The sequence below is a fragment of the Bacillus cereus genome (assembly GCF_025917685.1).
Taxonomy (GTDB): domain Bacteria; phylum Bacillota; class Bacilli; order Bacillales; family Bacillaceae_G; genus Bacillus_A; species Bacillus_A cereus_AT.
In genome coordinates, this window is sequence record NZ_CP089518.1 from 3,234,815 (window position 1) to 3,259,332 (window position 24,518).

Consider the following 24,518-nt stretch of genomic DNA (forward strand, 5'->3'; position numbering starts at 1 on the left):
AAACATTTCATAATACTACTATTTTATGAAAAATATTAGTCCTCCTAAAGCAATCAACAATACACCCGAAAACGGAAAACTCTTCTCTTCAGCTTTTATCTTTTCCTCAATAATATCTTTAATTTTCCCCTTCATATCATCTGGACATTTTTTAAATAAAATATTAGTTGTATGTAATGGCCTATTTAATATTCGAATTTTAACAGGAGATCCTGATAAATATATATTATTTTTATCCGAAGTAAATTCTATATTTGCTTCAGTAAGCCCTTCTTTCACTAATATATTCACTCGGCTAGAAGGTAAATTAAACACTGTATAATCGTTAAAAGCTAGTCCTCTAATATCGAAATGTGAGTATACGAGAACTAAAGTTATAAACAACAAAACTAGTACAACTATTGTTTTCACTAATGAAAGTTGATTTAACATATAAGAAGATGTTGTCATATAAGCACAAAAGAATGCCATTAAATTACAAAGATAGTGGTTGACAATGAAAGTTTTTCTTATAACTATTGTAAGTCCGGAAATGATTAGTAGAGCGCATGCTAGATTCATTAACATATTTTCACCTCCCAAAAACTATAACCATACAACTTTGTTATATTTTAACATTAATTACATATTCATACCTGTAATTTTTTTCATAAAATATAAAAGAGTCTCATTAAAAAATGAGACTCTTTTACCATTTCATATTTAAATCGTTTTTGAAGTTTGTTTACCAAAAATAAATACTTTAGTAAACACCACCATGATAACTGCAATAGTCAGAAAATAAAGTGGCATCACCATCAACGAACCTGTATGAAGCTGACTCATTCCCCAAATTGTCACCGTTACAATTACATAGTAGCCTAAGCTAAACAATGCACCTGCTGTACCAATGACATCTTGAAAATCTACTAATGCTAAACTTAAACAGTTAGGCAACGCTATTCCAATTCCTAATAGCAATATAAACATCGCTACTAAAAATCCAATCATATATATTATGTTTGGATTTGATCCAACTGAAGTAATAACAGTTAAAAGGATAGCTCCCCCTGTCATTACAAGACAACCGATATATATAATTTTCTCTGGTTTATAAGTAGCCAGTAAACGTTTTGAAACTTTCGCCCCAATAATTGAAGCAAAAGCGACAACGATTCCTAAAAATCCATACATACTAGGCGATAACTGAAAGTATTCAATAAAGATAAACGGCGCTTCTGCATAATAGCTAAATAAAACACCATTCGCTCCTCCAATTAATAGACCGTATGTTACTACTTTCGGATTTGTAATCAACCGTTTTAAAACAGAAAACACATTTATTTGATTCGTCACTGAGTCCGTTTTTGTTTCTGGAAGAGAAACAAACGTATACAGCAAAATTCCGACGCTCATAACTACTAAACTTAAAAATACTATTTTAAATCCAAACATTTGATCGAGAAAACCACCAATTAACGGACCTATCGCTGGTGTAAAGGCAATGACTGCCGAAATTTGAGCAAACATAACATGACGTTTATGCCCCTCTACACTTTCACGAAGAATCGTTTGTGTAACAACTGATCCTGCACTTGCCCCAAACGCTTGAATAAAACGACTTAGCAATAAAAATTCAATGGAACTTGCAATATAGCATAAGAAACTTCCTATCCCGTATACTGCAATTCCAAATAACATTGCTGGGCGACGACCAATTATATCTGATAACCATCCAATAAAAAATACACCTAAAGCAAATCCAGCAAAATAAACACTTAGCGTTAACTGTACCTCATTATTACTTACGTGCAACGCCTTTGAAATGTCTGGTAAAGACGGCGTGTAAATTGTTTCACTAATTTGCGGAAATGCTACAAGAATAATCATTAACAAAAGTGATGGTACTGAGACTTTTTTCATTTTTAATACCCTCCTATAACTTTGAAAATCTCAGAAATAAAAAGACTTTCTTAGCTAGGGAACAGGAGGGGCCATTATAGAAATCCGATCATAAAACAACAAAGAAAACACCTCAATTACGCATGTTAATACTTATAGGAGGGTATATATTAACATTGATTTTACAATATAGTCTTTCAATTATATGATAGGTTATGTTCGTTTTCTAGTGTTCATGATCTGAATCTTTGTTAATAGATGACTGACCTTTTATTCTCTCAGAAAATTAATACAGTTTGAAAAGCGCAACTATACAACGGAAACGCACCCTCCAATTGTTAAAAACAGTCTTACAATTGAAGGGTGCGTTTTTTATGTTAAATTTTCACTGTTTGTTCTTCTTGATAGATAATTTCACCATCAATAATAGTTGTTTCTACTTTTAAATCTTTAATTTTGCTTGGATTGATACTTAAAATGCTGTCATTTAATATAACTAAATCCGCCAACTTTCCGGCCTCTATGCTTCCTTTTATCTCTTCTTCAAAACTCGCATAAGCACCATTCCATGTGTATAGTTTAATAGCTTCCATTACGCTTATAGATTGATTAGTACCAATCTCCATTCCAGACTTGCTTCTTCTATTGACAGCAACGTGAATTCCTAATAAAGGATTATAGTCAGTAACTGGTGCGTCCGATCCACCTGCTGCAATGATGCCACGATCAATAAAATCACGAGCAGCGTACATGTGGTTAACACGCTCACCATAGTGCTGGGCATATATCTCTCCAAATTCATATGGAAATGGAGGGTTTGGAATCGGAATCACCTCGAGTTTTTTCATTCTCTCTTGTAAATCTGGTGAAGAAATTCCCGCGTGTTCGATTCGATGACGGTGGTCTTTTCTTGGTGATTCCTCTAGCGCCCTTTCTACACAATTTAAATACATTTCAATAGCTTTATCACCTTGTGCATGTACAGTGATCTGATAGCCTTTTTTATGAGCTTCACCTAAAACTTGATAGATTTCTTCCTCACTATAATAAAGAATGCCAGAATTGTTAGAGTCACTCGAGTACGGCTCACGTGTTGCAATTGTAGGCCCAGTGCTACTTCCATCTGTAAACATTTTAGCTGGTCCAACTTTGAATCTCTCATCTCCGGTACCAGTTACCACGCCAGCTTCGACCATTTTATTAACAAATTCATGGGAGTTATTTAACTGACATATCATTGCATATATTCTGACACGAATATCCCTACTCTTCACAGCTTGTTGTAGTAAACGGTAACTCTCAGGTCCAAATCCACCTGCGTCATGTATACTTGTTATGCCCGCTGCAACGAAATGATCTGATGCAATTTTCACAGCCTTCATCATTTCACTTTCCGTATAACTCGCAACCGCGCTCATCTCCATATTTGCTGCTTCAATTAACTTTCCTGTAAGCCGTCCTGCCTGATTCTTTTCAATAATCCCCCCACTCGTGTTCGGTGTGTTCTCGTTAATTTGCGCAATTTCTAATGCTTTGCTGTTCACTACGCTTATATGGTTGCAAGTACGAGATACAATAATAGGGTGTTCAGCTGAAATTTCATCCAGCTCAGTAATTGTTGGATAACGCTTTTCCTTCACAGCGTTTTCATTAAAGCCCCAAGCACGTATCCATTCGCCTTTTGGAGTTTCTAAGGCTTTCTTTTTCAGGTCCTCTAACAAAGCTTCGATAGAATCAATATGTTCAGCTTTACAACTTACCGCCAACTGATTCAGCCCGTGAGCAATGAGGTGAATATGAGAATCAATGAATCCGGGAAGAAGTGTTTTTCCTTGCAGGTCAATTACAGCCGTTTGTTCTCCTATTAAACTCTTAACCTCCTGATTTGACCCAACAACTGCGATACGATTATCTTTTATTGCTACAGCTTCGACTACTGCATTCTTTTGGTCTACTGTAATAACTTCTCCATTTATCAAGACAACATCAGCTTTCATAAACTCAACCCTTTCGGAATTACTCTTTTAGAGTAATTCATTCAGTATTTAAAGCTATATCTCTCAATATTCTATTCCGCTTTTTAACAAATTAAAGTTGATATAAACATTCTTTCATTGTTTTAACGATAAAAGTAAAGTCTTCTTCTGTAATGCTTAATGGAGGCGCAAGCTGCAAAATATTATTGTAACCTGCAACAGTGTCGCCATTTTTACCAATAATTAGACCTTTTTCTTTACAAGCATTGATGACTTTGTTTACCTTTTCAATAGCAGCCGGTTCTTTCGTTTGCTTATCTTCCACTAGTTCAATACCTAAAAGAAGGCCTTTTCCGCGAACATCTCCTACGTTTGGATGCTCTTTTACATCTTCTAATTCATATAACAGTCGTTCACCCAATTCTTTGGAACGTTCAATGAGTTTCTCATTCTCCATAATTTCTAAATTCTTCAAAGCCAAGGCGCAAGCAGCTGGATTTCCTCCGAACGTATTCACATGGCGGAAGCGATCATAATCTTCACTGCCTACGTATGCCTCATAAATCTCTCGTCTGACTGCTGTTGCCGACAAAGGAAGATACGCACTTGTAATACCTTTTGCCATTGTAATGATATCTGGTTTAATGCCATAATTCATAAATCCAAATGGCTTCCCAGTCCGGCCAAATCCACATATAACTTCATCACAAATGAGCAACGCGCCGTGCTTCTCGCAAATTCCTTTTACTTTTTCCATATATCCATCAGGAGGCATCAAAATGCCGCCCCCAGTAATAATCGGCTCCATAATCACGCCGGCTACTGTTTGACTTAACTCCCATGTCATAACACGATCAATTTCATCAGCACTTGCCAGTGTACGAACATCATCTGGATTACGATACGTATCAGGTGGTGCTACATGCAAGAACCCTTGCCCGAGTGGTTCATATTTATACTTTCGCTGCGCTTGACCTGTTGCTGCAAGAGCCCCCATTGAGTTACCGTGGTAAGCACGATAGCGTGAAATAAACTTATAACGTGCATGATCACCTTTTTGTTGATGGTATTGACGAGCAATTTTAAACGCCGTTTCATTTGCTTCCGATCCACTGTTAGAAAAGAAAATAACATATTCATCATCAAGCCATCCATTCAATTTCTCTGCTAATTTAATAGCAGGAACATGGCTTTGTGTCAAAGGGAAATATGGCATTTCTTCAAGCTGTTCAAAAGCCGCTCTTGCAAGCTCTTTTCGACCATACCCAACATTCACGCACCAAAGACCCGACATACCGTCTAAATAACGGTTTCCATCAATATCCGTCACCCATGCCCCTTCTGCTTTTGTGATAATTAAATTCGTTGGATTAGGGGCTGCTCCTTTCATTGCATGCCAAAGGTACTTTTCATCTGCTTTTTTCAAACTTTGTGTTTGCTCTGTCGCTTGCACAATCACCAACTCCATTCTATTCTTTTATGGTTTCACATAAAGTGAAACTTTGATCAGTGCGGGTTTTGTTCATCCCCCACCGATTATTAGCCCTCACCAATCGGGCTTTTACGGGCAGCCCGACCCCCACCTAACTTCTTTGCTCCAGCTGAATTTTGAGGTGGGGATCTTACTGCCCGTTAATGCGGAATCAATCTTTCAATAACGAGCCGTAAGCATTTTCTTGCGAGTATAGAATTCTACGCCATCTTTTCCATTTGCATGGAGATCACCATAGAAGGATTTCTTATAACCTGAGAATGGGAAGAATGCCATTGGAGCAGGAACCCCAAGATTGACCCCAAGCATACCTGCATCAATTTCTTCACGGAATGCACGAATAGCTTTCGCGCTATCGGTGTACAGGCATGCACCATTTGCGAACGGTGATGCATTAGCAACATGAATCGCTTCCATCAAGTCTTTTACACGTACAATAGAAAGAACCGGTGCGAAGATTTCATCTTGCCAGATTTTCATTTCCTGTGTCACATTGTCAAAAATTGTTGGGCCAACAAAATAACCGTTACCGTTTACTGCATCATCTTCACGTCCGTCACGAATAAGTGTCGCTCCCTGCTCTATACCAGATTGAATGTATCCGAGTGTACGCTCTTTATGTCCGTCACGAATAACGGGACCAAGGAACACACCTTCTTCCAGACCATTTCCAATCGTAATAGCATTCGCCTCTTGAAGCAGTCTATTAACGAGCTCATCTGCAACGTCTTCTTCCACAACAACAACAGCCACGGCCATGCATCTTTCACCAGCTGAACCGAAGGCAGCGTTTGTAATTTCTTTCGCTGCAAAACTAAGGTCCGCATCTTTTAATACGATCGAATGATTTTTTGCACCTGCAAGAGCTTGTACACGTTTACCGTTAGCTGCTGCTGTTTTATATATGTACTCAGCCACAGGTTGAGAACCAACGAAAGATACAGCCTTCACATCCTCATTGTCAAGAATGCCATTTACGACGTCATGTGCACCATGCACAATATTTAGCACGCCACCTGGAAGACCTGCTTCTTTAAACAGTTCAGCTATGCGATTAGCCAGCAATGGTGTTCTTTCAGATGGTTTTAATACAAACGTATTTCCGCATGCAATCGCGAGTGGAAACATCCAGCATGGCACCATCATCGGAAAGTTAAATGGCGTTATTCCTGCAATTACTCCGATCGGGTAACGATACATCCCCGATTCAACACCAGTCGCAATATCAGGAAGTTGCTCTCCCATCATTAAAGTAGGTGCACCTGCGGCAAATTCAACACATTCAATCCCTCGCTGTACTTCACCGTAAGCTTCTTTATAACTTTTTCCATTTTCCAGGGTAACGAGTTTCGCTAACTCTTCCCAGTTTTCAATCAGTAACTGTTGATAACGAAATAGAATCCGAGCACGCCGAGGTACAGCGACCCTTCTCCAAGTTTTGAATGCTTCTTTCGCAGTTGCTACAGCTCTATCTAAATCTTCTTTAGTCGAAAGTGGCACACGAGCAATAATCTCGCCTGTTGCTGGATTTGGTACATCTTCAACTTGTTTACTTGTGGATTCTATCCATTGTCCGCCAATATAATTTTTCAACGTTTGTACATTTTTCGTTACTGCCATGGTGAAACCTCCTATTTTAAGATAACCGTCCTTTGTATTACACCTCTCGGAAGAAAGCGCATTCATCTGATTATATATAAACTGATTTACATATCTCCAACATTACTAATCTTGTCCATTTAATACGCAGGAGCAGCCATCTGCTTAGCATTTGTCCACTCCCAGTTCACATTATTTCAGATCAATCTCATGGTTCATCTTATAATTCTTTTTCAAAAACACTGGACAATCCCATTCACAAACAAGATCCTTAGCCAAAGAAACGACCCAGTCTTTTGTAATATGATACTTTTTTTCATCAACAGTAATAAACACTTCACCGTCTGTCACATAGAAAACTTCCTGCTCTTCTACATGCCACGTTCCTTTATTCGGTTCGCCTACCCATGGTTCCCATGTGTGAACACCTAGTTGCCCTGCTTCTTCTGCCGTAAGTTTTTTTGCAAAAAACATGATGATCCTCTCTCTTTCTTATTGGTAATTTTGAAGGAATCAATTCTATAAATCTACCGTCTTAACATTTGTAACTTTTAAACATTTGAATTCTTTTCTCATAAAGTATATGGCAATGAGAACACCTGGAATTTCTGCAGCAGGACCTGCGTACCATACACCTTCCACACCCCAGAATTTCGGGAAAATAAATAGAAATGGGAACAAGAACAATAGCATTTTGCTAACATTAATAAACGTTGCAATCCAATTCCTCTCTTGTGATTCGAAATAACCGGAGATAAGTAAACTGACTGCATTAAGCATAAACAAAGAATTGAATACAACCGTCGTCCAAATGCCCAGTTTCTGCAATTCAGGATTACCACCGGAGAAAAATGACACAACTGGATCTGCAAAAATGATTAGTATGGCTGTCACAATCACAAAGAAGGAAACTGTAAAAATGAGCCCCATTTTAATTGCTTGCTTAACACGATCAAGGTTTCCCGCACCGTAATTATAACTAATAATCGGTTGAAGTCCTGTCATCCCACCGAGCGCTGCTAAGGCGAGGAGATTTGTAATGTAACCATTTTGAATCGTGAAAGCGGCAACGTGCAGCCCACCACCGTAGCTTTGTAGTAAGTTGTTGAAGATAATAATGGCAAAAAACATCATAAACTGACTCGAGAAAGATGCAAAGCCCGTCCAAGCTACTTCACCAATGGTCTTGAGATTAATCATCATATCTTTCATTTTCGGCTTAAGTTTTGTTTTACCAAACCAGAAATAAAAGATTAGGAGAACAGGGATCGATTGCGAAATCGTATTGGCCCATGAAGAACCCATCATCCCCATGTCATACTTCGTTACCATAATCCATTCTGTAATCCCAGCAACAACTGCTGCGACTAACCAACTGTTCATTGATAATCCAGGTTTTTCATCGATATTAGTTAAAATACTTAATACAACGGCCAATATCGTTAATGGTAATGAAATCCATAGCAGTCGGCTATATTGCACCGCATACGGGAGCGCTTCATCACTTGCTCCGAATAAAATCATAATTTCATTTTCAAAGACCAATCCAAGTACAGCTATCAAAGTGGAAAGAAAAAGAGTAAACCATAAAGTTTGACCCATAATACCTCTAGCTTCTTCTATCTTCCCTTTTCCAAGTCGAAGTGAAATGACCGCTCCGGCTCCCACACCTAAAAGAACACCAATCATACGGGTAATAACCATGACCGTAAATCCAATTCCAATCCCTTCGATTTCCAGCTCCTGAAAGCCACTGACGAAATAGCCATCGACAACCGATACAACTCCTAGAATTACGTTAGCCATAATTCCTGCCAAAGCAAACCGTAAATATAGTAACGGAATACTTTTGTTTCCTAGCACTGAATCATCCACCGGGTTATTCATTATTTCTGGTTGCTCTATTTTCGATGACGGACGGTTATCCACTATTTTCATGAGCATATCCCCTTACAAATAATTTATATAGCAAGTTAAGCTCAATTAATTCGCATACCACCCTACCGGATTTGCATGCTGGTGGATATTGATTTGCTTCGTTTCCATAAAGTGCTCCAGCCCAGTAGCACCTAATGCTCTACCTATTCCACTTTGCTTATATCCGCCCCAAGGCCCTTCAACATAAGCGAGATGATAACTATTAATCCAAGTAATTCCCGCACGTAATTTACTAATGACACGTTTTGCCAGGTCCATATCTTCAGTAAATACAGCACCGGCTAATCCATAAATGGAATCATTCGCTTTTTGGATGGCATCTTCCTCATCTTTAAATTTCTGTACAACAAGGACTGGGCCAAAAATCTCTTCCTTAACAATACACATATTCGCATTTACATCAGCAAAGATTGTTGGCGCAATAAAAAACCCTCGATCAAGCCCATTTTCTGTTAAGCGATTACCACCACAAACTAATCTTGCACCTTCTTCGATTCCTCTTTGGATATAATGTAAAACTTCATTCATATGAGACTCATTTGTGAGAGCTCCCATTTCAATGTTCTCACTTTCCCCGTTGCCAACTACAATTTTGTTCGCACGCTCAGCCAATCTTTCAACAAACTTATCGTAAATAGTCTCTTGTACAAGTAAACGAGATGCAGCTGAACAAACTTGCCCAGCATTGTGGAAAATACCAAACATCGCATTATCGACTGCGATTTCAAAATCTACATCGTCGAACACAATAAGTGGAGATTTCCCACCAAGTTCAAGTGTGATTTTTTTCATATTGCCTGCAGCTGCACGCATAATACTTTGACCTGTTTTTGTTCCACCGGTAAAGGCTACTTTGTCAACATCATGGCTCTCTGCAAGCTCATTCCCAACCTTTGAGCCAGGTCCCAATACCAAGTTTGCCACTCCGTTCGGAAGCCCAACCTCTTCGATAATTTCAAATAATTTGAAAACGCTTACAGGAGTGACATCGGCAGGTTTAATTACAATTGTATTCCCTGCGGCAAGCGCAGGAGCAATTTGCCAAACGGCTAACATAAGCGGGAAGTTCCAAGGTACAATAAGTCCACAAACACCAATCGGTTCATGAATAATAATCGTTTCCGAAGAATCCTCACGAGTGTAAGATTCCTTTTTCATACCTTTGATCAAATCAGCATAATAGCGGAAGCATTCAATCGATACCGGGATATCCACATGGATTGTTGCACGAATAACCTTACCGTTATTTGCAGTTTCCAAACGGGCAATTTCAGCTGTCTTCTCTTCAAGACGGTCTGCAATCTTATATAGATAATCAGCTCTTTCATCAGCCGATAAGTTTGACCAGATTCCGCTGTCAAACGCTTTACGAGCCGCCTTAATTGCTACCTTCGCATCGTCTTCTGATCCATGAGCTGACGTTGCAATAACCTCACTGGTTGCAGGATTGATAATGTTTCGTCTAGCACCCGATAATGCTTCTACCCATTTTCCGTCAATGAACATGTTAATTTTCATAACAACTCTCCTTTACGCAATAATATCTAACATTTTGAAACCAATATGTGCTATATTGACCAGCATCGTTTTCTGATTATAGAACGGGAATGATTTGAGGCGTTCCTTTTCAAATCTATATCCACCTGCACTCCCCGTAACGATCCATTGTGCCAATAAATTACCAAACAATGTCGAAAGAGACGCGCCGTGGCCCGTATAACCCGTTGCGAAATATGCGCCCTCTTTGGATCTACCAATAACTGGGAACGTATCAATCGTTACCCCGATAAATCCACCCCACCGGTAATCAATCTTACTTCCTTCTAGTTTCGGCATTATTTTAACCATGGCATCGTAAACACTTTGATAAACAGCATCACCTAAGTTTGGACGAATATCGCCACCGCCAAATACGATCCGATTATCTGGTGTGCGCCTGAAATAGTAAAGGAAACTGCTTGTATCAAAAACCATGCGATCATTAGGAATGACGGTATTCACCAGCGATTCTGGAAGCTGTTCAGTAGCAATAATACGTGCCGAAATTGGCAGTACTCCTTTATTCAATTCAGCCATGATTTTTCCGGAGTAACCATCTGTAGCAACAATAATGTCTTTCGCTGTAACAGCACCTTTTTCTGTAACAACTTTCACACTGTTTCGCCCGTACTCAATAGATAGTGCTTTCGAGTGCTCAAAGATTTTTGCACCTATCGATTTAGCTGCTTCTCCCAAACCAATTGCATAGTTCAGTGGTTGGAACGAGTAACTCGAGTCGTCGACTAAGCAACCATAATATTGCGGGGAATCAATTTCTTGATGCAACTGACTTCGATTAAGCACGCTACATTCATATCCAAAGTTTTTGTTTAAGTATTCACTTTCAAGTTTCAATCCTTCAAAATGCTTGGCTTTGTAAGCCGCCACAATGTGACCTGTCTTTCTAAAGTTACAGTTGATTTGATGCTCATCGATGATGTTTTTAACTAGTTCAACACTAAGCAGCGAAAGATCGTTAAGTTGTCTCGCCTCTTCCGCACCATACTTCTTAGCAAGCTCCTGCATCGTTGGCTTATAGCCTGGCAATACCATCCCGCCGTTACGACCACTTGCGCCATACCCGATTGTTTCCTGCTCCAGGACAATGACACTCTTTCCTAATTTTTGCAAATGATATGCAGAAGAAAGACCTGTGAAACCTGCGCCAATAATGACAACATCTGCTTCTTCATTTCCTTCAAGAGGTTTTCCTTTGTCATAGCTGTTTGCAGTCGCTGTCCACAATGAGAGAGTATCCATTCGATCCATCTTATCCATAGCTAATCCTTCTCCTTTCGTGACATGTATGTTACAATACACTCAAAAATATTCACAATATTCAAACTTATTAAGTTAATCATATGACTTGGAGTTTCCTCCAAGTCAATACCCATTTGAGAGTTTTTTAAATTCATTTTGCGAAAAAAATGGAGTAACTCCACTTTTTTCATCGGGGGGACATCTATGAAAATTGGTACATTTGCGAAGCTTTTTCATGTTACAACTGATACCGTACGTTATTACATTGAACTTGGATTATTAATACCAGACAAAAAAAACACCCAGTATCAAATGAACCAATTGTGTTTAGACGACATGGCTTTTATTACTGAACTGAAAAAATTTCATTTTTCATTGATAGAAATCCAACGAATTTTATCGTATCGGCGTGTCACAAACTTCTCGGACCATGAGGATATCGACTACTACAACAACTTGCTCAATGATAAAAAGAATGAGCTGACTAAGAAAAAAGAAGACATATCAAAAGCTATCCAATTGATTGAAAAAGCGGTTCAACCAAACTCACCTTCAACCAAAGAAGAGGATATTACAGGAATCCCGCTTGACTTTGTAAATCTGCTCTATTGTCCGAAGTGCCGCATTCCACTTGAAATGAAAGATGTAACGATTAAAAAAGTCTACATTAACACGGGGAGTTTAACTTGTAACTGTGGATACGAAGCAGCTATCGAGGAGGGTATTATCATTACCGCGAACTTGTACGAGACGTCACCTTATCCATCTTATTTTTACGATAAAGAAACAATTAAAGAGATTAATCCCAAAATGATTAACTTATTTGAAAAAAGTAATTTTCAATTTCAAAAAGTTCTACAAAATATAGATTTAAAAAACAAATTAGTCGTGGAAACAAACGTTGACGCTTTTGTGTCACTACCGAAATATATCGACATTCTTGAACCGAGCGCATCCTATGTATTCAGTGGCTATTCGCTTGCAATGCTCAAGAAGGTTAGAAATAGAATTGAGCGTATGAATACGAAGCCACGCGTCCTTTATATTTTGAATTCCGATTTAAATCTACCATTGAAACCGCTTAGCATCGATGTTTTTGTGGATAGTTTTACAATAACTGATTTTTCACTGCTCAACCCAGAGTTCCCAAGTCACGTTCTAAAAAACTATTTACATAACAGTTCAAAAATTGTCGGTGGATACTCGTATTATGATAGCTCGGCCAAATCCTTGAAAAATATTTCAGCCTTATATCCAAATTCCCATGAGCATATTTTATATCCAAAATACTTAGAAGAGAATTTATCAGTTAACGGATTTCAAATCATGCAAAATGAAAATATTGGTTACTGTACAGATCCAGGACCTTATTTCGACTATCATGTAAGAGACGAAAAATTCCACATGCTCATGTATTTGGCTAGTACGAAAAAATAGCACATCACACTTCACCCCAAAAAAGCGCCATCACAAGTGACGGCGCTTTTTCTATGTAAGAGCTACTAGAAGATATCCTTCTAGCCTACTCCCATTTATAAGTCCAAAATTGTTCAAGTTGCAACCATTTTAATGTTGCTGCATCTTTGTTTTTTATTTTTGCATGTGTTTCTTCAAGCATTGCTTCTGTTTGTGAACGGTGCGCACCTAGTGCAGCTAATTTATGCTCAAATACTTCACTAATATTATTTACAACATCCGGCTCACCGAGTACAGCTTCTCGATTTCTCGTAATCGCAACCGCATGAATGGCTGGACGTTCTTCTTTTGGCATACGTGATACAGCGCGAACTACAGCGCGGCCAAATGCATCATGATCTGGATGTACGCCGTGTTCTGGATAAAATGTAATAATTCGAGATGGATTTACTTCTTGAATTATCGCTTCGATTTTATCTGCAACGAAATCAACATCTTCAAATTCTAACGTTTTATCATGGAAACCGAGCATTCTTAAATCTTGAATCCCCATCGCTTCACATGCATCTTTTAATTCTTTTTCACGGATATTTGGAATCGTTTCACGGTTAGCGAATACGTTTTTCCCCATGTTACGTCCCATTTGTCCAAGAGTACCACATGCGTATGTTACAGGTACTCCTTGATCTGTTAATAAGCGAATTGTTCCTCCCGCAGCAAATGCTTCATCATCTGGATGCGGAAATACAACAAGTACATGTCTCTCCATAAGTTCCCCTCCTTCTTACTTAAATGGCGTTAAGCTTAACTCAAGCGCTACCGCTAAGCGACCTTGGTTATCATGCCCTGCGAGTAATAAACGCTCTTTATCGTCTACTTCCCAGTGCGTAATACCTTCTGCATATACCCAGCCATGATCCATTTTCAAACCAACTCGGTATGGGTTTGTTCCAGTTATTTTCCCGCGCTCAAAGCGAATAATTGCATTTCGAATGAATGCTCCAACTGTCATCATCTTTTCATTAAAGTGTGACGCATACGCTCCGTTCGTCGTTTCTAAATGAATATATACATCTTTATTTACAAAACGTTCAATTTCATTTTGAATAAGAGAACTATCTTTTACTATTTCCATCGGAATTCACCTCTTTAAACCATTTTACGCAAAAATAATGTAAATTGCTATCTCTATATTAGAGGACAACGCTCACTTTTCCTAATAATTTGCACTGTGTTTTTTATATTTTTTATATGATATGTAAAAATCATATTTTTTCCTTCACTTTGTTAAATAGTTTTCTTTCTTTTTTGAATTTGCTACAATATATTTTATCCCGTATTCATACAGCGAGATACATTTCGACAATTGAATACATACTTTAAAGAAGGTGACATGATTGGAACAATCAGCACATGAAGTAGCAAATTGGCAATATTATTTTGCAATTGCCGTATTTTTAGTCACGTACGGCTTTATTATTTCTGAGAAATTGAATCGTGCTGTAATCGCACTATTCGGCGCTGCTATTATGATTATTTTTGGCGTTGTAGATTTACATACCGCTTTCACATCACATATTCAATGGGAAACGATTACCCTTTTAATTGGGATGATGATTCTCGTACATATTACGAGTCAATCCGGCGTGTTTGAATTTGTAGCCATTAAAGCAGCAAAAGCAGCTAGCGGAAAACCAATCCGCATTTTATTGTTACTATCCCTATTAACCGCTGTCGGTTCTGCATTTTTGGACAACGTAACAACCGTATTATTAATCGTTCCTGTTACACTATCCATTACACGTATTTTAAAAGTAAATCCTGTTCCTTATTTAATTTCAGAAGTACTATTTTCAAATATAGGCGGAACAGCAACATTAATCGGTGACCCGCCGAACATTATGATTGGATCAGCAAATAAGCATTTAGACTTTAATGCCTTTTTACTTAACTTAGCTCCAATCGTAATTATTATTTCTATCGTTACACTTGGCATTATTTACTTCATGTATCGTAACAAACTAAAAACAACACCTGAGCAAATTAAAAAATTAATGGCATTAAATGAAAAAGATTATATTAAAGATCAAAGTCTCCTTTTAAAATCCATTACGATTTTAGGACTAACTATTTTAGGCTTTGTACTACATTCTATTATTCATGTAGACGCTGCCGTTATTGCGATGACAGGTGCTACTCTACTGATGTTAATCGGAGCGAAAGAACATGAGATAGAAGATATATTCGCTCACGTCGAATGGGTAACAATTTTCTTCTTTGCCGGATTATTCGTTCTCGTTGGCGGGTTAATTGATATCGGACTAATTTCTTCACTCGCTAAAGAAGTAATCGACGTAACAAATGGTGATATCGGTTTCGCTGCTATACTTATCTTATGGGTATCTGGCATCGCATCTGCGACAATTGACAATATCCCCTTTGTCGCAACGATGATCCCGCTTATTCAAGATTTAGCTACAGGACTCGGACTATCTGTCGATTCTCCGCAAATCGAAGTACTATGGTGGGCTTTATCACTTGGAGCTTGCTTAGGAGGAAACGGAACGTTAATTGGAGCATCAGCAAACGTAGTCGTTGCTGGTATTGCAAAACGTGAAGGACATGGGTTCTCTTATATGGACTTCTTAAAAATCGGTTTCCCCTTAACGATCATTGCGCTATTGTTATCACATGCTTACATTTATTTACGTTACTTAATGTAAAAGTTGTATTGCATGAAATTATATCGTCAAATACAAAAGGTTTGCAGCATGGTGCTGCAAACCTTTTTTCTTCACCAAAATATACCTATAATTGCTAATCCACCTAAAATCATACCACCAATTTGTCCGACGATTGCCGGTGATAATTGAACACCTTTTCTCACTTCAACAACCGGTCTCTCGTGCCTTAATTGTTGTACTTCACTTTGAAGTTGATGTACACTTCCGTGTAATTCTTTAATTAGTTCTTTTAATTCAGCGACCTCTTCATTTACTGGTTTTGCTTTTTCTAAATTCATCTCGCATAACTCCTTATAAGTTCAATCAGTACACTGTGAAAATTCGCCAATTATTATTATTTCTCCTGCATACTATATATTCAACAATTCTATTTTTTATAGTTTCTTTTCACACCTAAAAAATATAGCTTCATTAAAATTTAGCAGGTGTACCTTGGTGAAAATACATTTGCCACCTTCCTTCTCTAAATTTCCAAATTGAACTACGTAACGAGTGTTGATTATTTGTTTCATTGAATATTCGATAAGTAGTTAATACTACATCTTTGGATAAAGGATGTACTTCAAAATCACTTAAAGTCATTTTTACCACGCCTATTCCATTTTTATCGATATCCTCATTTTTATATAAAACTTTACCAGAACTCCCAAACTCAAAAAAATCATCTGCAAGTATCTTTTTAAGCTCTTTTTGAGATGTGCGAACCTCTGGCTTAAGTAATCGTTCCTCTAGCTGATATAAACACTCTCTTAATGGAGAGAAACCTTCCATTATTACACCCCTCCCTTCTGATTATCTGAATATTAGATTTTCCTCAACACACTATACAATTATTCTGTATGTTTTTACTAGTTTTGCAGCTCAATCCATTCATCCCGCAATATCCCCATAATGATACGATCAAAACACTTTCCATCTCTCTGAACTGCTTCTCTCATACAGCCTTCCATTTGAAAACCAATCTTTTTATACAGTGCAATGGCAGATTTATTATACGAAATAACATCGAGACCGATGCGGTGTAAATTCAATTCATAGAAAGCATACTTTAGAATAAGCTGGATTGCTTCTCTTCCATATCCCTTCCCTCTATCATTTGCATCTCCTATACCAATTGCTAATAAACCTGTTCTGTTATTCCACTCTATGCCATGAATTGCAACAAAACCAATTAAGCGCTCATCTTGAACTGTTCTTAACATGAAAGAAATACTATTCGATCTTCGTCCCTTAAATAGTCCATCATTTGATATTTCATGTAAAGATTGCGGGCATGCTAAGTCTGTATCTACATTTCTTAAATACTCACTATCCTCTTGCCACTTAGCCATTTCTTTAGCATCCGTTTCTCTAACAGCTGATAATTTAATTGTTTTATCCTGAAAAAGATTAATTGTCATCTGAAACTCCCCCTTTATTAAATAGCGGGGATACTTATTCTAGCCTATTTATCCCCTAGTTCCATAAACTCTTTTATAAACTGGATACATACAATAAGCGCTGACATTGGCACATCTCCTTTATACTAAATTAACTTCATTGTATAATTTTTTATTTATTCTAACAATAACAGAAAGGCCCTCCAAATTTAGAGGGCCTTTCCTAATAGCAAAACTGTATTATTTCGTAAACATTTTCTCCGCTTCATCCATTGCCATTTTGTTACCTAAAGCAGAATAGTCAAGCCATGGTTGGTCATTAATAATATATACGTGCTTACCTTTAACAGCTTTTAAATCTTTCCAAATTGGTGTTTCTTGAAGTTGTTTAAATGCAGCTTTCGCTTTATCATCTCTGTTAACGACAACGAAAATAGCATCTGCATCAAAGTCAGGTAATACTTCTTGTGAAATGACTTCGAAAGGACGGTTTCCATCAATTTTCTCTACACCATTTGCAGGTTGTAATCCTAAGTCTTGGAATAAAATTGGTCCCATCGGTCTTTTCGTACTAAATACTCGTAATTCTTTTGCAGTAACACGAATTGCCATTACTTTTTCGTTATTACCTAGCTCTTTATCAATTAAACTTTTCACTCGTTTTGATTGTTCTTCATAGTCTTGAATATATTTATCTGCTTCTTTCTCACGATTTACAAGTTTACCAACTTGTTTTAACTGATCTCTCCACGTACCTTCATCTAAATTGAAAGAATGTGTTTTTGCAATTTTTTCGTATTTCGCTACATCTTTACCAGCATATTTTTCATCCACATAAATTTCAGATGGCTTTAATTGTAGTAATGCTTCCATGTTTGGATCTGTTACAACGCCTAGTTTCTTCGTATCTTTCAACTGCTCTTTTGCGTGCGGTAAGAAATCTTTTAAATCTCCACCAATAACAGAACCTACTGGTGTAATTCCTAATGCAAGTAAATTATTCGTTAAGTGAATGGACATAGAGGCGATTTTTGGATCATTACTTTTTTCCGTTTTTTCCGTTTTTTTCGTTGCCTCTGCATTAGATTTCGTTTGACCACATGCTGCTAATACTAAAATACACATGATGCTAAATAAAATAGTAAGTTTCTTTTTCATATGTTCTCCTCTTTGAAGTATTTATTTTGTTTTTGTAAGTAAATAAAGAAAATACGGTGCTCCTAAAGCCGCCACTACTACACCAGCTGGAATAGAGTTTGGCTCGAATATAGAACGACCTATCGTATCTGCGAGTACTAAAATAATCATTCCAATAATGCCAGCTAGCGGAAGGAAGTGCTGATATGTACTACCTACTAACTTCCTTGCAATATGCGGAGAAACTAAGCCGATAAAGCCAATTCCCCCTGCCATTGATACGCTTGCACAAGACAATCCTACCGCTGTAGCTAAGAGTAGTAACCGTTCTTTTTGAACAGATACACCAAGTCCTGCTGCTACACTATCACCTAGTGACAGTGCATTTAACGTTTTAGATTTCAGCCATGCGTACGGAGTTAGTATCAAAATCCAAGGTAATAATGCTAGAACATGAATCCAATCTCTTCCCCACACGTTACCAACTAACCACCTAGAAGCGAATGTATACGTCTCATCATTTAACTTGAGCGAGAAAAATAACGAAAGTGCACTAAAACCAGCTGAAACTGCAATACCAACAAGAATAAGTCGAATGGGAAGTAAACCTTTTGACCGATCACTCGCAAGCAAAACAATAAGAAATGCAGCTAACACTCCTCCGCCAAATGTAAATAACGGTATTAAAATCGATGCACTCTCGTTAATAGAATGAAAGAGAGTAACAAATACAATAAGCCCGAAAGATGCACCCGAATGTAATCCGAGAATACCAGGATCTGCGAGTGCATTACGAGATAGCCCTTGCAAAATCGCACCGGAAACCCCAAGGCCAATACCGGCTAACATGGTGATTATAATTCTTGGCATACGATAATCGTATAGCACGGTTGCACTCTCAAAATCACCATAGCCAAAAAGCGTTTGAATTACTTTGAGCGGTGCGATGCTCAGCGTCCCCGTATTTAAGCTAATCAAAATTACAGCGATACTTATACATCCGAAAATTGTAGTTACAGTAATAGCTCTCTTTTTATCCGTGTTAAAAAGATCCTTCACTTATAACTCCCTCCCAACTTTACGTGCTATATAAAGGAAGAACGGAACTCCAACAAGAGCTACCATAATTCCTATCGCAAGTTCTTTAGGAGGATTTACCGTTCTTGCCCCTAAATCAGCTAATACCAATAACATAGCTCCTAATAATGCTGACATAGGAATAATAAGCCGATAATTAACACCAACTAATTTTCTAGCAATATGCGGAATGACTAGTCCTACAAATCCAATAGAACCAACAGCTGAAACAGAAACACCTGCTAGAATCACTACCATAATCATCCCGAGTATTCTCGTTCGGTTCGTTTTTACACCTAAATTTGTAGCGACATCATCCCCCATTGATATGAGTGAAATAGATCGCCCTAGCGCTGTCGCAAAAACAATTGTTATGAGAATAATAGGCATTAAAAATTTCAAGTGCTCCCACTTAACCCCCGCAACACCACCAGCGTACCAAAAAGCTAAATCTTGACTTAAGTCATAATAAATTGCAATACCTGAACTTAACGAATGTAAAAGCGCGGCCATAACTGCTCCAGCAATCGTTAACCTCATCGGCGTTAGCCCACCTGATGTTGCTGATCCGATAATAAAAATGAGTACTGTACTTAAAACAGCTCCAATAAAGGAGACAATCATTAAATAGGAATACGGCATATGCGGGAAAAAAGCAAAACTAAGTGCTACTACAAACATCGCTCCTGCATTTATTCCGAGCACCCCTGCATCAGCTAAAGGATTTCGTGTTACTCCTTGCATTACAGCCCCAGCGACTGCAAAAGCTGCTCCTACAACTGCCGCACCAATTACCCTCGGAAGCCTTAATTCATAAATAATTTGATGCTGCGTTAATTTCGGATTGTAATCAAAAACCGCTGCCCACACCGTTTGCAAATGAATATCCTTTGCACCGAATGCAACGGCTAAAAATATAGATCCAATTAAGCATAAAATTGTTAAGCTCATGAAAGAAATGAACTTAATATGTATCCAGCGATTATTACCAGCATGTACAGTAGCCTTATGTAACATGTTTCATTTCATCCTTTATATTCAGTTGTTTTTTATAATCATTTTTTATTTATAATCATTATTGATAATAATTATCATTTTCATTTAGATATTATATCCCCACTTTTTTTAAATAGCAAACTATTTTTTTACTTTGTTAAACTATCAAAATACTTATTACAATTCCCTTCTAAAACTTACAAATACATGCAAAATTGTGCGATGTTATATTTTCAAATTTATAGTATACTGAGTTATTATTTTGACTTTTCAAATAAAAATATCAAAGGTGAAGAAATGTTTCATGTAAAACAACTTATCCTCCCTACTTGTCCAATAAAAAAGAAATACACTCTGTAAAAACAGTTAGCCCATCACTCATTAGAGAGTGATGGGCCTTTTTTAATAATATTTTTTAAACCGTCCTCATCAAAGGCATTATAATTTACAAGAGCATAAGCAGTTGCACATTATGAACTAGTACTAGCAGAAGAGGTTGCTGCAGATGAAGCGGCAATCGTTGCTATCATAGCTGCCTGTTGTGCTTGTATGAGGACTTCTATCATAGTTTGTAAACCTGTGCTAGTAGCTTTACTTTCCTCACCTTTCTGACTTACGAACAGCTGAATAGCAATAAGAATATTTGTATCTGTATGCCAACGGAACAATTTCTCTCCCTGCAATTTTTCAATAAATGCTTTAATAGAATGAATCTCTTTTTCTCCATCCTCAAGTAACGCTAGTAGCCCGATAGCTGGATAATGCATCTGTTTCACTTTTACCTTTTCTTGTTTTAACAAATGCCATATGTTTGTACATGTTGCAACTAACATTTCTTCACGGACATCCTTCTTTAGTGAAAGAATGTGACTTAAAAATTGAAGATCATTCCCCTTACGCAAACCCGCTTTCGCTAGTTTCTGATACAGACGTTCTACACGGTCCATAAGTGTTTCTACATTCTCTGATTGTCCTGCTAATAAAACCGCGAGCGGATAATCATTAGTACCTGTAAGAAAAAGATGATCCTCTTTCATGCGTTTATATACTTGCATCGAACGCTGAACGTGCATGCCATGCTGTTCATTTTCTTCTGTTAAAAGCACAGCTGCTGCGAGATAAGTAAATATACTTCGGCTAAAACCACCAGCGACCAATTGTTCATATAAATCTAAAAACCTCCGAAAAGCTTCCTTGTAATCTGTAAAGTGAATATCTAAAGTTGCGGCCACCACAAAGCGATGATAAGACTTTAAGTATGAAAACATCCCTACCTGATTCTTAATATAACTACTAATTTCTAAAAAACGGGCGAGATCAAACAATTTATCACTACTTGCATACATAGCAGCAATCATCATACCTGTTCGAGAATCACTCGTTTTCCATTTTAGTTCTCCTTTTAACTGTGCATATGTATGTGTGTATTGCTCCAACTTTTGTTCCAATGTAATCATAGTATTCCCCCATTTTCTAGTTCCTCTCTTTTATTATACGTATATTCCATATTTAGGAATACCCTATTTCATACAGATTTTGCAACCTTATACTTTCTTCTGTATTATTTTCAATATTTTTCTATTAAGTAATACAAAAAAAATAATAACTACCATAAAATTTAGGATGCTTCTTTATCCTAATAGGTTGGTTTTCTTTCCTTCTTCATCAGCATCACGATGATTAGCGTTCATAATCCTTCAAGAAGTTCAACAACAAAAAAGGATAGATAATAAATTATCTACCCTTTTTTGTCTATATATTATTTAACATTACACCTGTATTGTGAAAAATAAGGTTGTAATTACTTACACCTCAATTTTGACAAAACATCTGTGATTTCGTTTTTTATATGCAATTAAACTTTACCAAAAACTAAAGAGCCTTAATAATACGTTCCATCGCCTTCATTTGCCCAATATGGTCTGCTTCATGATAAAGCATCATACCGTAAAGCTCTCCAACTGTTTCCAATCCTAGGAATGGCTCTGGAAGTTTATTTTCAAATGCTTCTTCTGGAATTGCATGAATACGCTCTGCTTGTTCTTTTAATTGAGACGTTAACACTTCTAATGATGGCCCTTCTGTTTCCCATTTAGATGGTCTTGATCCATATCCAAACATACCTGGATATTCAGTTGGTAAGTGTTTAAACTCTCTTCCAAACATGAAAGTTTCTGCTGCACTTAACACGTGACCGATATGCCAACGGATTGTATTATTAAAGCCACCCGGCTGCGTATCCGCAGTTTTGTCATCTAACGTTTCCATAAATTTAAGTAATGCCCCACGCGTCATTTCAAATTGTTTTAAACCAATTATTCTATTCATCTTATCGTCCCCTTTTTTATGTACAATTTATTATGAACTAAGAATGTTAAACTTATTAAAGTTTCACCTTGTTTAATCTATCAGAAACAATTAAGAAATACATCTAATATGCTTAGTAAAAATAATAAAAAGGTTCACCTCTCGTAAATATAGAATTACTTACTACACGAATAGTTTAGTAAATAAAAGAGGAGTGTAGTTGCATGTTACATGTTTTAAAACAGCAATATAATCTTATTAGCTCTACAAGAGAAACTCTATTTACATTTTTGGAAGAAATTCCACAAGAAAAATTGCACAGTACGGTTCCTAACTTCGGAAGCGGTAGCATTATAAAGACCCATATTCACGTAGCCGATTGCTACCAATACTGGCTTGGATCATTCGCATTCAAGCAAAAACGAGCAGATTTTTCATTCGCTAGTGATTATGAAATTGAACATGCAGATGTCGCGAAAGTCCGTGCTAGATTTAAGTTAGTAGATGAGACTGTACAACGTTTTTTAGATGAACACAATGACCGGTGGCTCGAAAATATAGCAAATGAAGTGAAATGGCAAAAAGAACCTTGGAGCACAACTCCGCTATGGCTTTTAACTCATACAGAAACACATGAATTTCATCATAAAGGACAAATCGTATCTATGGCTCGTCACCTTGGATACACTCCTCCTGATACAGATCTTAGTTAATTCAATTGTTCTAACAAATGAACTACTATAACTGTCGTTAACATTGTTTATGTATACGGAAAGGCTCTTCATTCTTTTAGATGTTGTTTATAGTTTTGCAAACTTTCTTGCGGCACAAACTTGAAGACTTTTATTATATTTTAATTATGTTTGTGTCGTGTTCTTATTGCTTAGTTTCATATCCACAAAAAATATATTAATATGTTTCCTTTTATTATTTCAGTTACCTAATCAATAATAGTTTTTTTCTTTTTATTACCACTTTACACACAATAAAAACGAAAATTCCGAAAATAAAAGTTGAAAATGCTGGTAAAACTTTATCATTTGGCACGTACACAGTCCAAAAAGAATTAAGAAGCGCATGAAAAATTAGACACATAAAAATACTTTTAGTTGCGTTAAAAATTGTAGTTAATAAGAAAGAAACGGCAATTGTCGTAATTATAAAGGCTATAAAATCCCTTTGAGTTTGATTCGTGCCTGGAATAAACCATAACGGCCAGTGCCAAATTGCCCATATAACGCTCACAATAACCGTACTAAAAAATGCCGAAAATCTTTTCTGAAGGGCAGGTTGTAAGAATCCTCTCCATCCAATTTCTTCAAGACCACCACCAACGAGCATTATTGGAAAACTAAGTAATGCCACGTATAATGGTTTTTGCATCGTTGCTCCACCAAATATCGTTGGAAGATAACAGCTAATAAAAGCTAGAATAGTGATTAGAATATACCATGCAAAGTGATGTTTAGGATTTACAATATTTTTAATGAAACTTCTAAACTCCTCTTTTGATCCATATTTTTTCTTTAGGCTAATCGCAATGATTGCCGGCATGATTCCACCGAAAACAAATAATATCATCGCTAGCGGTGTACCAAATGTCGTAATGTTTAATTTTATTAAGCTAATTAATAGCCCCCATAGTATCCATGTAAATATAAAAGTGCGTATTACATATCGTTTAATCTCATTCCCCATTTACTTGCCTCCTTTATTTTAATTAGAGCATAAATTTAGAGATATGAAAATCACTTATGCTAAATTATTCCAAAACATT

General features: G+C 37.1%; 22 protein-coding genes and 1 pseudogene. 3 read left to right on the forward strand and 20 right to left on the reverse strand.

Annotation, left to right across the window (positions count from 1 at the left end):
- Positions 1-18: 18 nt before the first annotated feature.
- From LUS72_RS16830 to LUS72_RS16870, 9 genes are all read right to left on the reverse strand, one after another.
- Positions 19-567: a hypothetical protein gene (locus tag LUS72_RS16830; protein ID WP_264447386.1), complete on the reverse strand. Its 549-nt coding sequence runs from the start codon at positions 565-567 to the stop codon at positions 19-21.
- Positions 568-702: 135 nt separating this feature from the next.
- Positions 703-1,902, reverse strand: a complete 1,200-nt coding sequence (locus LUS72_RS16835; protein WP_098361783.1) for a multidrug effflux MFS transporter — start codon at positions 1,900-1,902, stop codon at positions 703-705.
- Between the two features lie 356 nt (positions 1,903-2,258).
- The gene (locus LUS72_RS16840; RefSeq protein ID WP_264447389.1) at positions 2,259-3,878 is read right to left on the reverse strand and encodes an amidohydrolase; all 1,620 of its coding nucleotides are present in this window, start codon (positions 3,876-3,878) and stop codon (positions 2,259-2,261) included.
- Between the two features lie 91 nt (positions 3,879-3,969).
- Complete coding sequence (locus tag LUS72_RS16845; protein WP_264447391.1) at positions 3,970-5,325, reverse strand: aspartate aminotransferase family protein; 1,356 nt, start codon at positions 5,323-5,325, stop codon at positions 3,970-3,972.
- Between the two features lie 183 nt (positions 5,326-5,508).
- Positions 5,509-6,969 (reverse strand): CoA-acylating methylmalonate-semialdehyde dehydrogenase, encoded by a 1,461-nt coding sequence (locus tag LUS72_RS16850; RefSeq protein WP_264447393.1) that lies wholly within the window; start codon positions 6,967-6,969, stop codon positions 5,509-5,511.
- 171 nt (positions 6,970-7,140) lie between these two features.
- On the reverse strand, positions 7,141-7,422 hold the full coding sequence (locus tag LUS72_RS16855; protein WP_097832578.1) for a cupin domain-containing protein: 282 nt from the start codon (positions 7,420-7,422) through the stop codon (positions 7,141-7,143).
- Between the two features lie 45 nt (positions 7,423-7,467).
- Positions 7,468-8,886, reverse strand: a complete 1,419-nt coding sequence (locus tag LUS72_RS16860; RefSeq protein ID WP_264447397.1) for an MATE family efflux transporter — start codon at positions 8,884-8,886, stop codon at positions 7,468-7,470.
- Between the two features lie 45 nt (positions 8,887-8,931).
- Positions 8,932-10,404, reverse strand: coding sequence for an aldehyde dehydrogenase family protein (locus LUS72_RS16865; protein ID WP_097832576.1), 1,473 nt, complete (start codon positions 10,402-10,404; stop codon positions 8,932-8,934).
- A gap of 12 nt (positions 10,405-10,416) precedes the next feature.
- Entirely contained in the window at positions 10,417-11,703 is a 1,287-nt protein-coding gene (locus LUS72_RS16870) for an NAD(P)/FAD-dependent oxidoreductase (RefSeq protein WP_264447399.1), read from the reverse strand.
- A gap of 186 nt (positions 11,704-11,889) precedes the next feature.
- On the opposite strand from LUS72_RS16870, the gene LUS72_RS16875 reads away from it, so the two are divergent.
- Positions 11,890-13,122: a MerR family transcriptional regulator gene (locus LUS72_RS16875; protein ID WP_097832574.1), complete on the forward strand. Its 1,233-nt coding sequence runs from the start codon at positions 11,890-11,892 to the stop codon at positions 13,120-13,122.
- An 85-nt stretch (positions 13,123-13,207) separates the two neighbouring features.
- On the opposite strand, the gene bshB2 is transcribed toward LUS72_RS16875, so the two are convergent.
- Both bshB2 and LUS72_RS16885 read right to left on the reverse strand, forming a co-directional pair.
- On the reverse strand, positions 13,208-13,870 hold the full coding sequence (bshB2, locus tag LUS72_RS16880) for a bacillithiol biosynthesis deacetylase BshB2 (protein ID WP_000439465.1): 663 nt from the start codon (positions 13,868-13,870) through the stop codon (positions 13,208-13,210).
- Between the two features lie 15 nt (positions 13,871-13,885).
- Positions 13,886-14,236 carry a YojF family protein gene (locus LUS72_RS16885; protein ID WP_000407039.1) on the reverse strand — a complete coding sequence of 117 codons (351 nt, stop codon included), beginning with the start codon at positions 14,234-14,236 and terminating at the stop codon, positions 13,886-13,888.
- A gap of 262 nt (positions 14,237-14,498) precedes the next feature.
- Here LUS72_RS16885 and LUS72_RS16890 point away from each other — a divergent pair, with 262 nt between their 5' ends.
- The gene (locus tag LUS72_RS16890) at positions 14,499-15,824 is read left to right on the forward strand and encodes an ArsB/NhaD family transporter (protein ID WP_097832573.1); all 1,326 of its coding nucleotides are present in this window, start codon (positions 14,499-14,501) and stop codon (positions 15,822-15,824) included.
- Positions 15,825-15,895: 71 nt separating this feature from the next.
- On the opposite strand, the gene LUS72_RS16895 is transcribed toward LUS72_RS16890, so the two are convergent.
- From LUS72_RS16895 to LUS72_RS16930, 8 genes and pseudogenes are all read right to left on the reverse strand, one after another.
- Positions 15,896-16,123: a coiled-coil domain-containing protein gene (locus LUS72_RS16895; protein WP_001047302.1), complete on the reverse strand. Its 228-nt coding sequence runs from the start codon at positions 16,121-16,123 to the stop codon at positions 15,896-15,898.
- Between the two features lie 133 nt (positions 16,124-16,256).
- Positions 16,257-16,616 (reverse strand): nuclear transport factor 2 family protein, encoded by a 360-nt coding sequence (locus tag LUS72_RS16900; protein ID WP_097832572.1) that lies wholly within the window; start codon positions 16,614-16,616, stop codon positions 16,257-16,259.
- A gap of 77 nt (positions 16,617-16,693) precedes the next feature.
- Positions 16,694-17,245 carry a GNAT family N-acetyltransferase gene (locus tag LUS72_RS16905; RefSeq protein ID WP_264447420.1) on the reverse strand — a complete coding sequence of 184 codons (552 nt, stop codon included), beginning with the start codon at positions 17,243-17,245 and terminating at the stop codon, positions 16,694-16,696.
- A 219-nt stretch (positions 17,246-17,464) separates the two neighbouring features.
- Positions 17,465-18,382 (reverse strand): iron-hydroxamate ABC transporter substrate-binding protein, encoded by a 918-nt coding sequence (locus LUS72_RS16910; protein ID WP_264447422.1) that lies wholly within the window; start codon positions 18,380-18,382, stop codon positions 17,465-17,467.
- Between the two features lie 21 nt (positions 18,383-18,403).
- The gene (locus LUS72_RS16915; RefSeq protein WP_097832569.1) at positions 18,404-19,420 is read right to left on the reverse strand and encodes a FecCD family ABC transporter permease; all 1,017 of its coding nucleotides are present in this window, start codon (positions 19,418-19,420) and stop codon (positions 18,404-18,406) included.
- Positions 19,421-20,455, reverse strand: coding sequence for a FecCD family ABC transporter permease (locus LUS72_RS16920; protein WP_264447426.1), 1,035 nt, complete (start codon positions 20,453-20,455; stop codon positions 19,421-19,423).
- A 449-nt stretch (positions 20,456-20,904) separates the two neighbouring features.
- A pseudogene (locus tag LUS72_RS16925) lies at positions 20,905-21,941 on the reverse strand (DUF4003 domain-containing protein).
- Positions 21,942-22,306: 365 nt separating this feature from the next.
- Positions 22,307-22,762 carry a DinB family protein gene (locus LUS72_RS16930; RefSeq protein ID WP_264447430.1) on the reverse strand — a complete coding sequence of 152 codons (456 nt, stop codon included), beginning with the start codon at positions 22,760-22,762 and terminating at the stop codon, positions 22,307-22,309.
- Positions 22,763-22,965: 203 nt separating this feature from the next.
- On the opposite strand from LUS72_RS16930, the gene LUS72_RS16935 reads away from it, so the two are divergent.
- Positions 22,966-23,454, forward strand: a complete 489-nt coding sequence (locus tag LUS72_RS16935; protein WP_264447432.1) for a DinB family protein — start codon at positions 22,966-22,968, stop codon at positions 23,452-23,454.
- A gap of 223 nt (positions 23,455-23,677) precedes the next feature.
- Here LUS72_RS16935 and LUS72_RS16940 read toward each other — a convergent pair whose 3' ends face one another.
- Positions 23,678-24,439, reverse strand: coding sequence for a CPBP family intramembrane glutamic endopeptidase (locus LUS72_RS16940; protein ID WP_264447434.1), 762 nt, complete (start codon positions 24,437-24,439; stop codon positions 23,678-23,680).
- Positions 24,440-24,518 lie beyond the last annotated feature (79 nt).

Excerpts from the sequence above, each read along its gene's own strand:
- LUS72_RS16830 (WP_264447386.1), bottom strand. The coding sequence starts at position 567 with ATGTTAATGAATCTAGCATGCGCTCTACTAATCATTTCCGGACTTACA.
- LUS72_RS16835 (WP_098361783.1), bottom strand. The coding sequence starts at position 1,902 with ATGAAAAAAGTCTCAGTACCATCACTTTTGTTAATGATTATTCTTGTA.
- LUS72_RS16840 (WP_264447389.1), bottom strand. The coding sequence starts at position 3,878 with ATGAAAGCTGATGTTGTCTTGATAAATGGAGAAGTTATTACAGTAGAC.
- LUS72_RS16845 (WP_264447391.1), bottom strand. The coding sequence starts at position 5,325 with ATGGAGTTGGTGATTGTGCAAGCGACAGAGCAAACACAAAGTTTGAAA.
- LUS72_RS16850 (WP_264447393.1), bottom strand. The coding sequence starts at position 6,969 with ATGGCAGTAACGAAAAATGTACAAACGTTGAAAAATTATATTGGCGGA.
- LUS72_RS16855 (WP_097832578.1), bottom strand. The coding sequence starts at position 7,422 with ATGTTTTTTGCAAAAAAACTTACGGCAGAAGAAGCAGGGCAACTAGGT.
- LUS72_RS16860 (WP_264447397.1), bottom strand. The coding sequence starts at position 8,886 with ATGAAAATAGTGGATAACCGTCCGTCATCGAAAATAGAGCAACCAGAA.
- LUS72_RS16865 (WP_097832576.1), bottom strand. The coding sequence starts at position 10,404 with ATGAAAATTAACATGTTCATTGACGGAAAATGGGTAGAAGCATTATCG.
- LUS72_RS16870 (WP_264447399.1), bottom strand. The coding sequence starts at position 11,703 with ATGGATAAGATGGATCGAATGGATACTCTCTCATTGTGGACAGCGACT.
- LUS72_RS16875 (WP_097832574.1), top strand. The coding sequence starts at position 11,890 with ATGAAAATTGGTACATTTGCGAAGCTTTTTCATGTTACAACTGATACC.
- bshB2 (WP_000439465.1), bottom strand. The coding sequence starts at position 13,870 with ATGGAGAGACATGTACTTGTTGTATTTCCGCATCCAGATGATGAAGCA.
- LUS72_RS16885 (WP_000407039.1), bottom strand. The coding sequence starts at position 14,236 with ATGGAAATAGTAAAAGATAGTTCTCTTATTCAAAATGAAATTGAACGT.
- LUS72_RS16895 (WP_001047302.1), bottom strand. The coding sequence starts at position 16,123 with ATGAATTTAGAAAAAGCAAAACCAGTAAATGAAGAGGTCGCTGAATTA.
- LUS72_RS16900 (WP_097832572.1), bottom strand. The coding sequence starts at position 16,616 with ATGGAAGGTTTCTCTCCATTAAGAGAGTGTTTATATCAGCTAGAGGAA.
- LUS72_RS16905 (WP_264447420.1), bottom strand. The coding sequence starts at position 17,245 with ATGACAATTAATCTTTTTCAGGATAAAACAATTAAATTATCAGCTGTT.
- LUS72_RS16910 (WP_264447422.1), bottom strand. The coding sequence starts at position 18,382 with ATGAAAAAGAAACTTACTATTTTATTTAGCATCATGTGTATTTTAGTA.
- LUS72_RS16920 (WP_264447426.1), bottom strand. The coding sequence starts at position 20,455 with ATGTTACATAAGGCTACTGTACATGCTGGTAATAATCGCTGGATACAT.
- LUS72_RS16930 (WP_264447430.1), bottom strand. The coding sequence starts at position 22,762 with ATGAATAGAATAATTGGTTTAAAACAATTTGAAATGACGCGTGGGGCA.
- LUS72_RS16935 (WP_264447432.1), top strand. The coding sequence starts at position 22,966 with ATGTTACATGTTTTAAAACAGCAATATAATCTTATTAGCTCTACAAGA.
- LUS72_RS16940 (WP_264447434.1), bottom strand. The coding sequence starts at position 24,439 with ATGGGGAATGAGATTAAACGATATGTAATACGCACTTTTATATTTACA.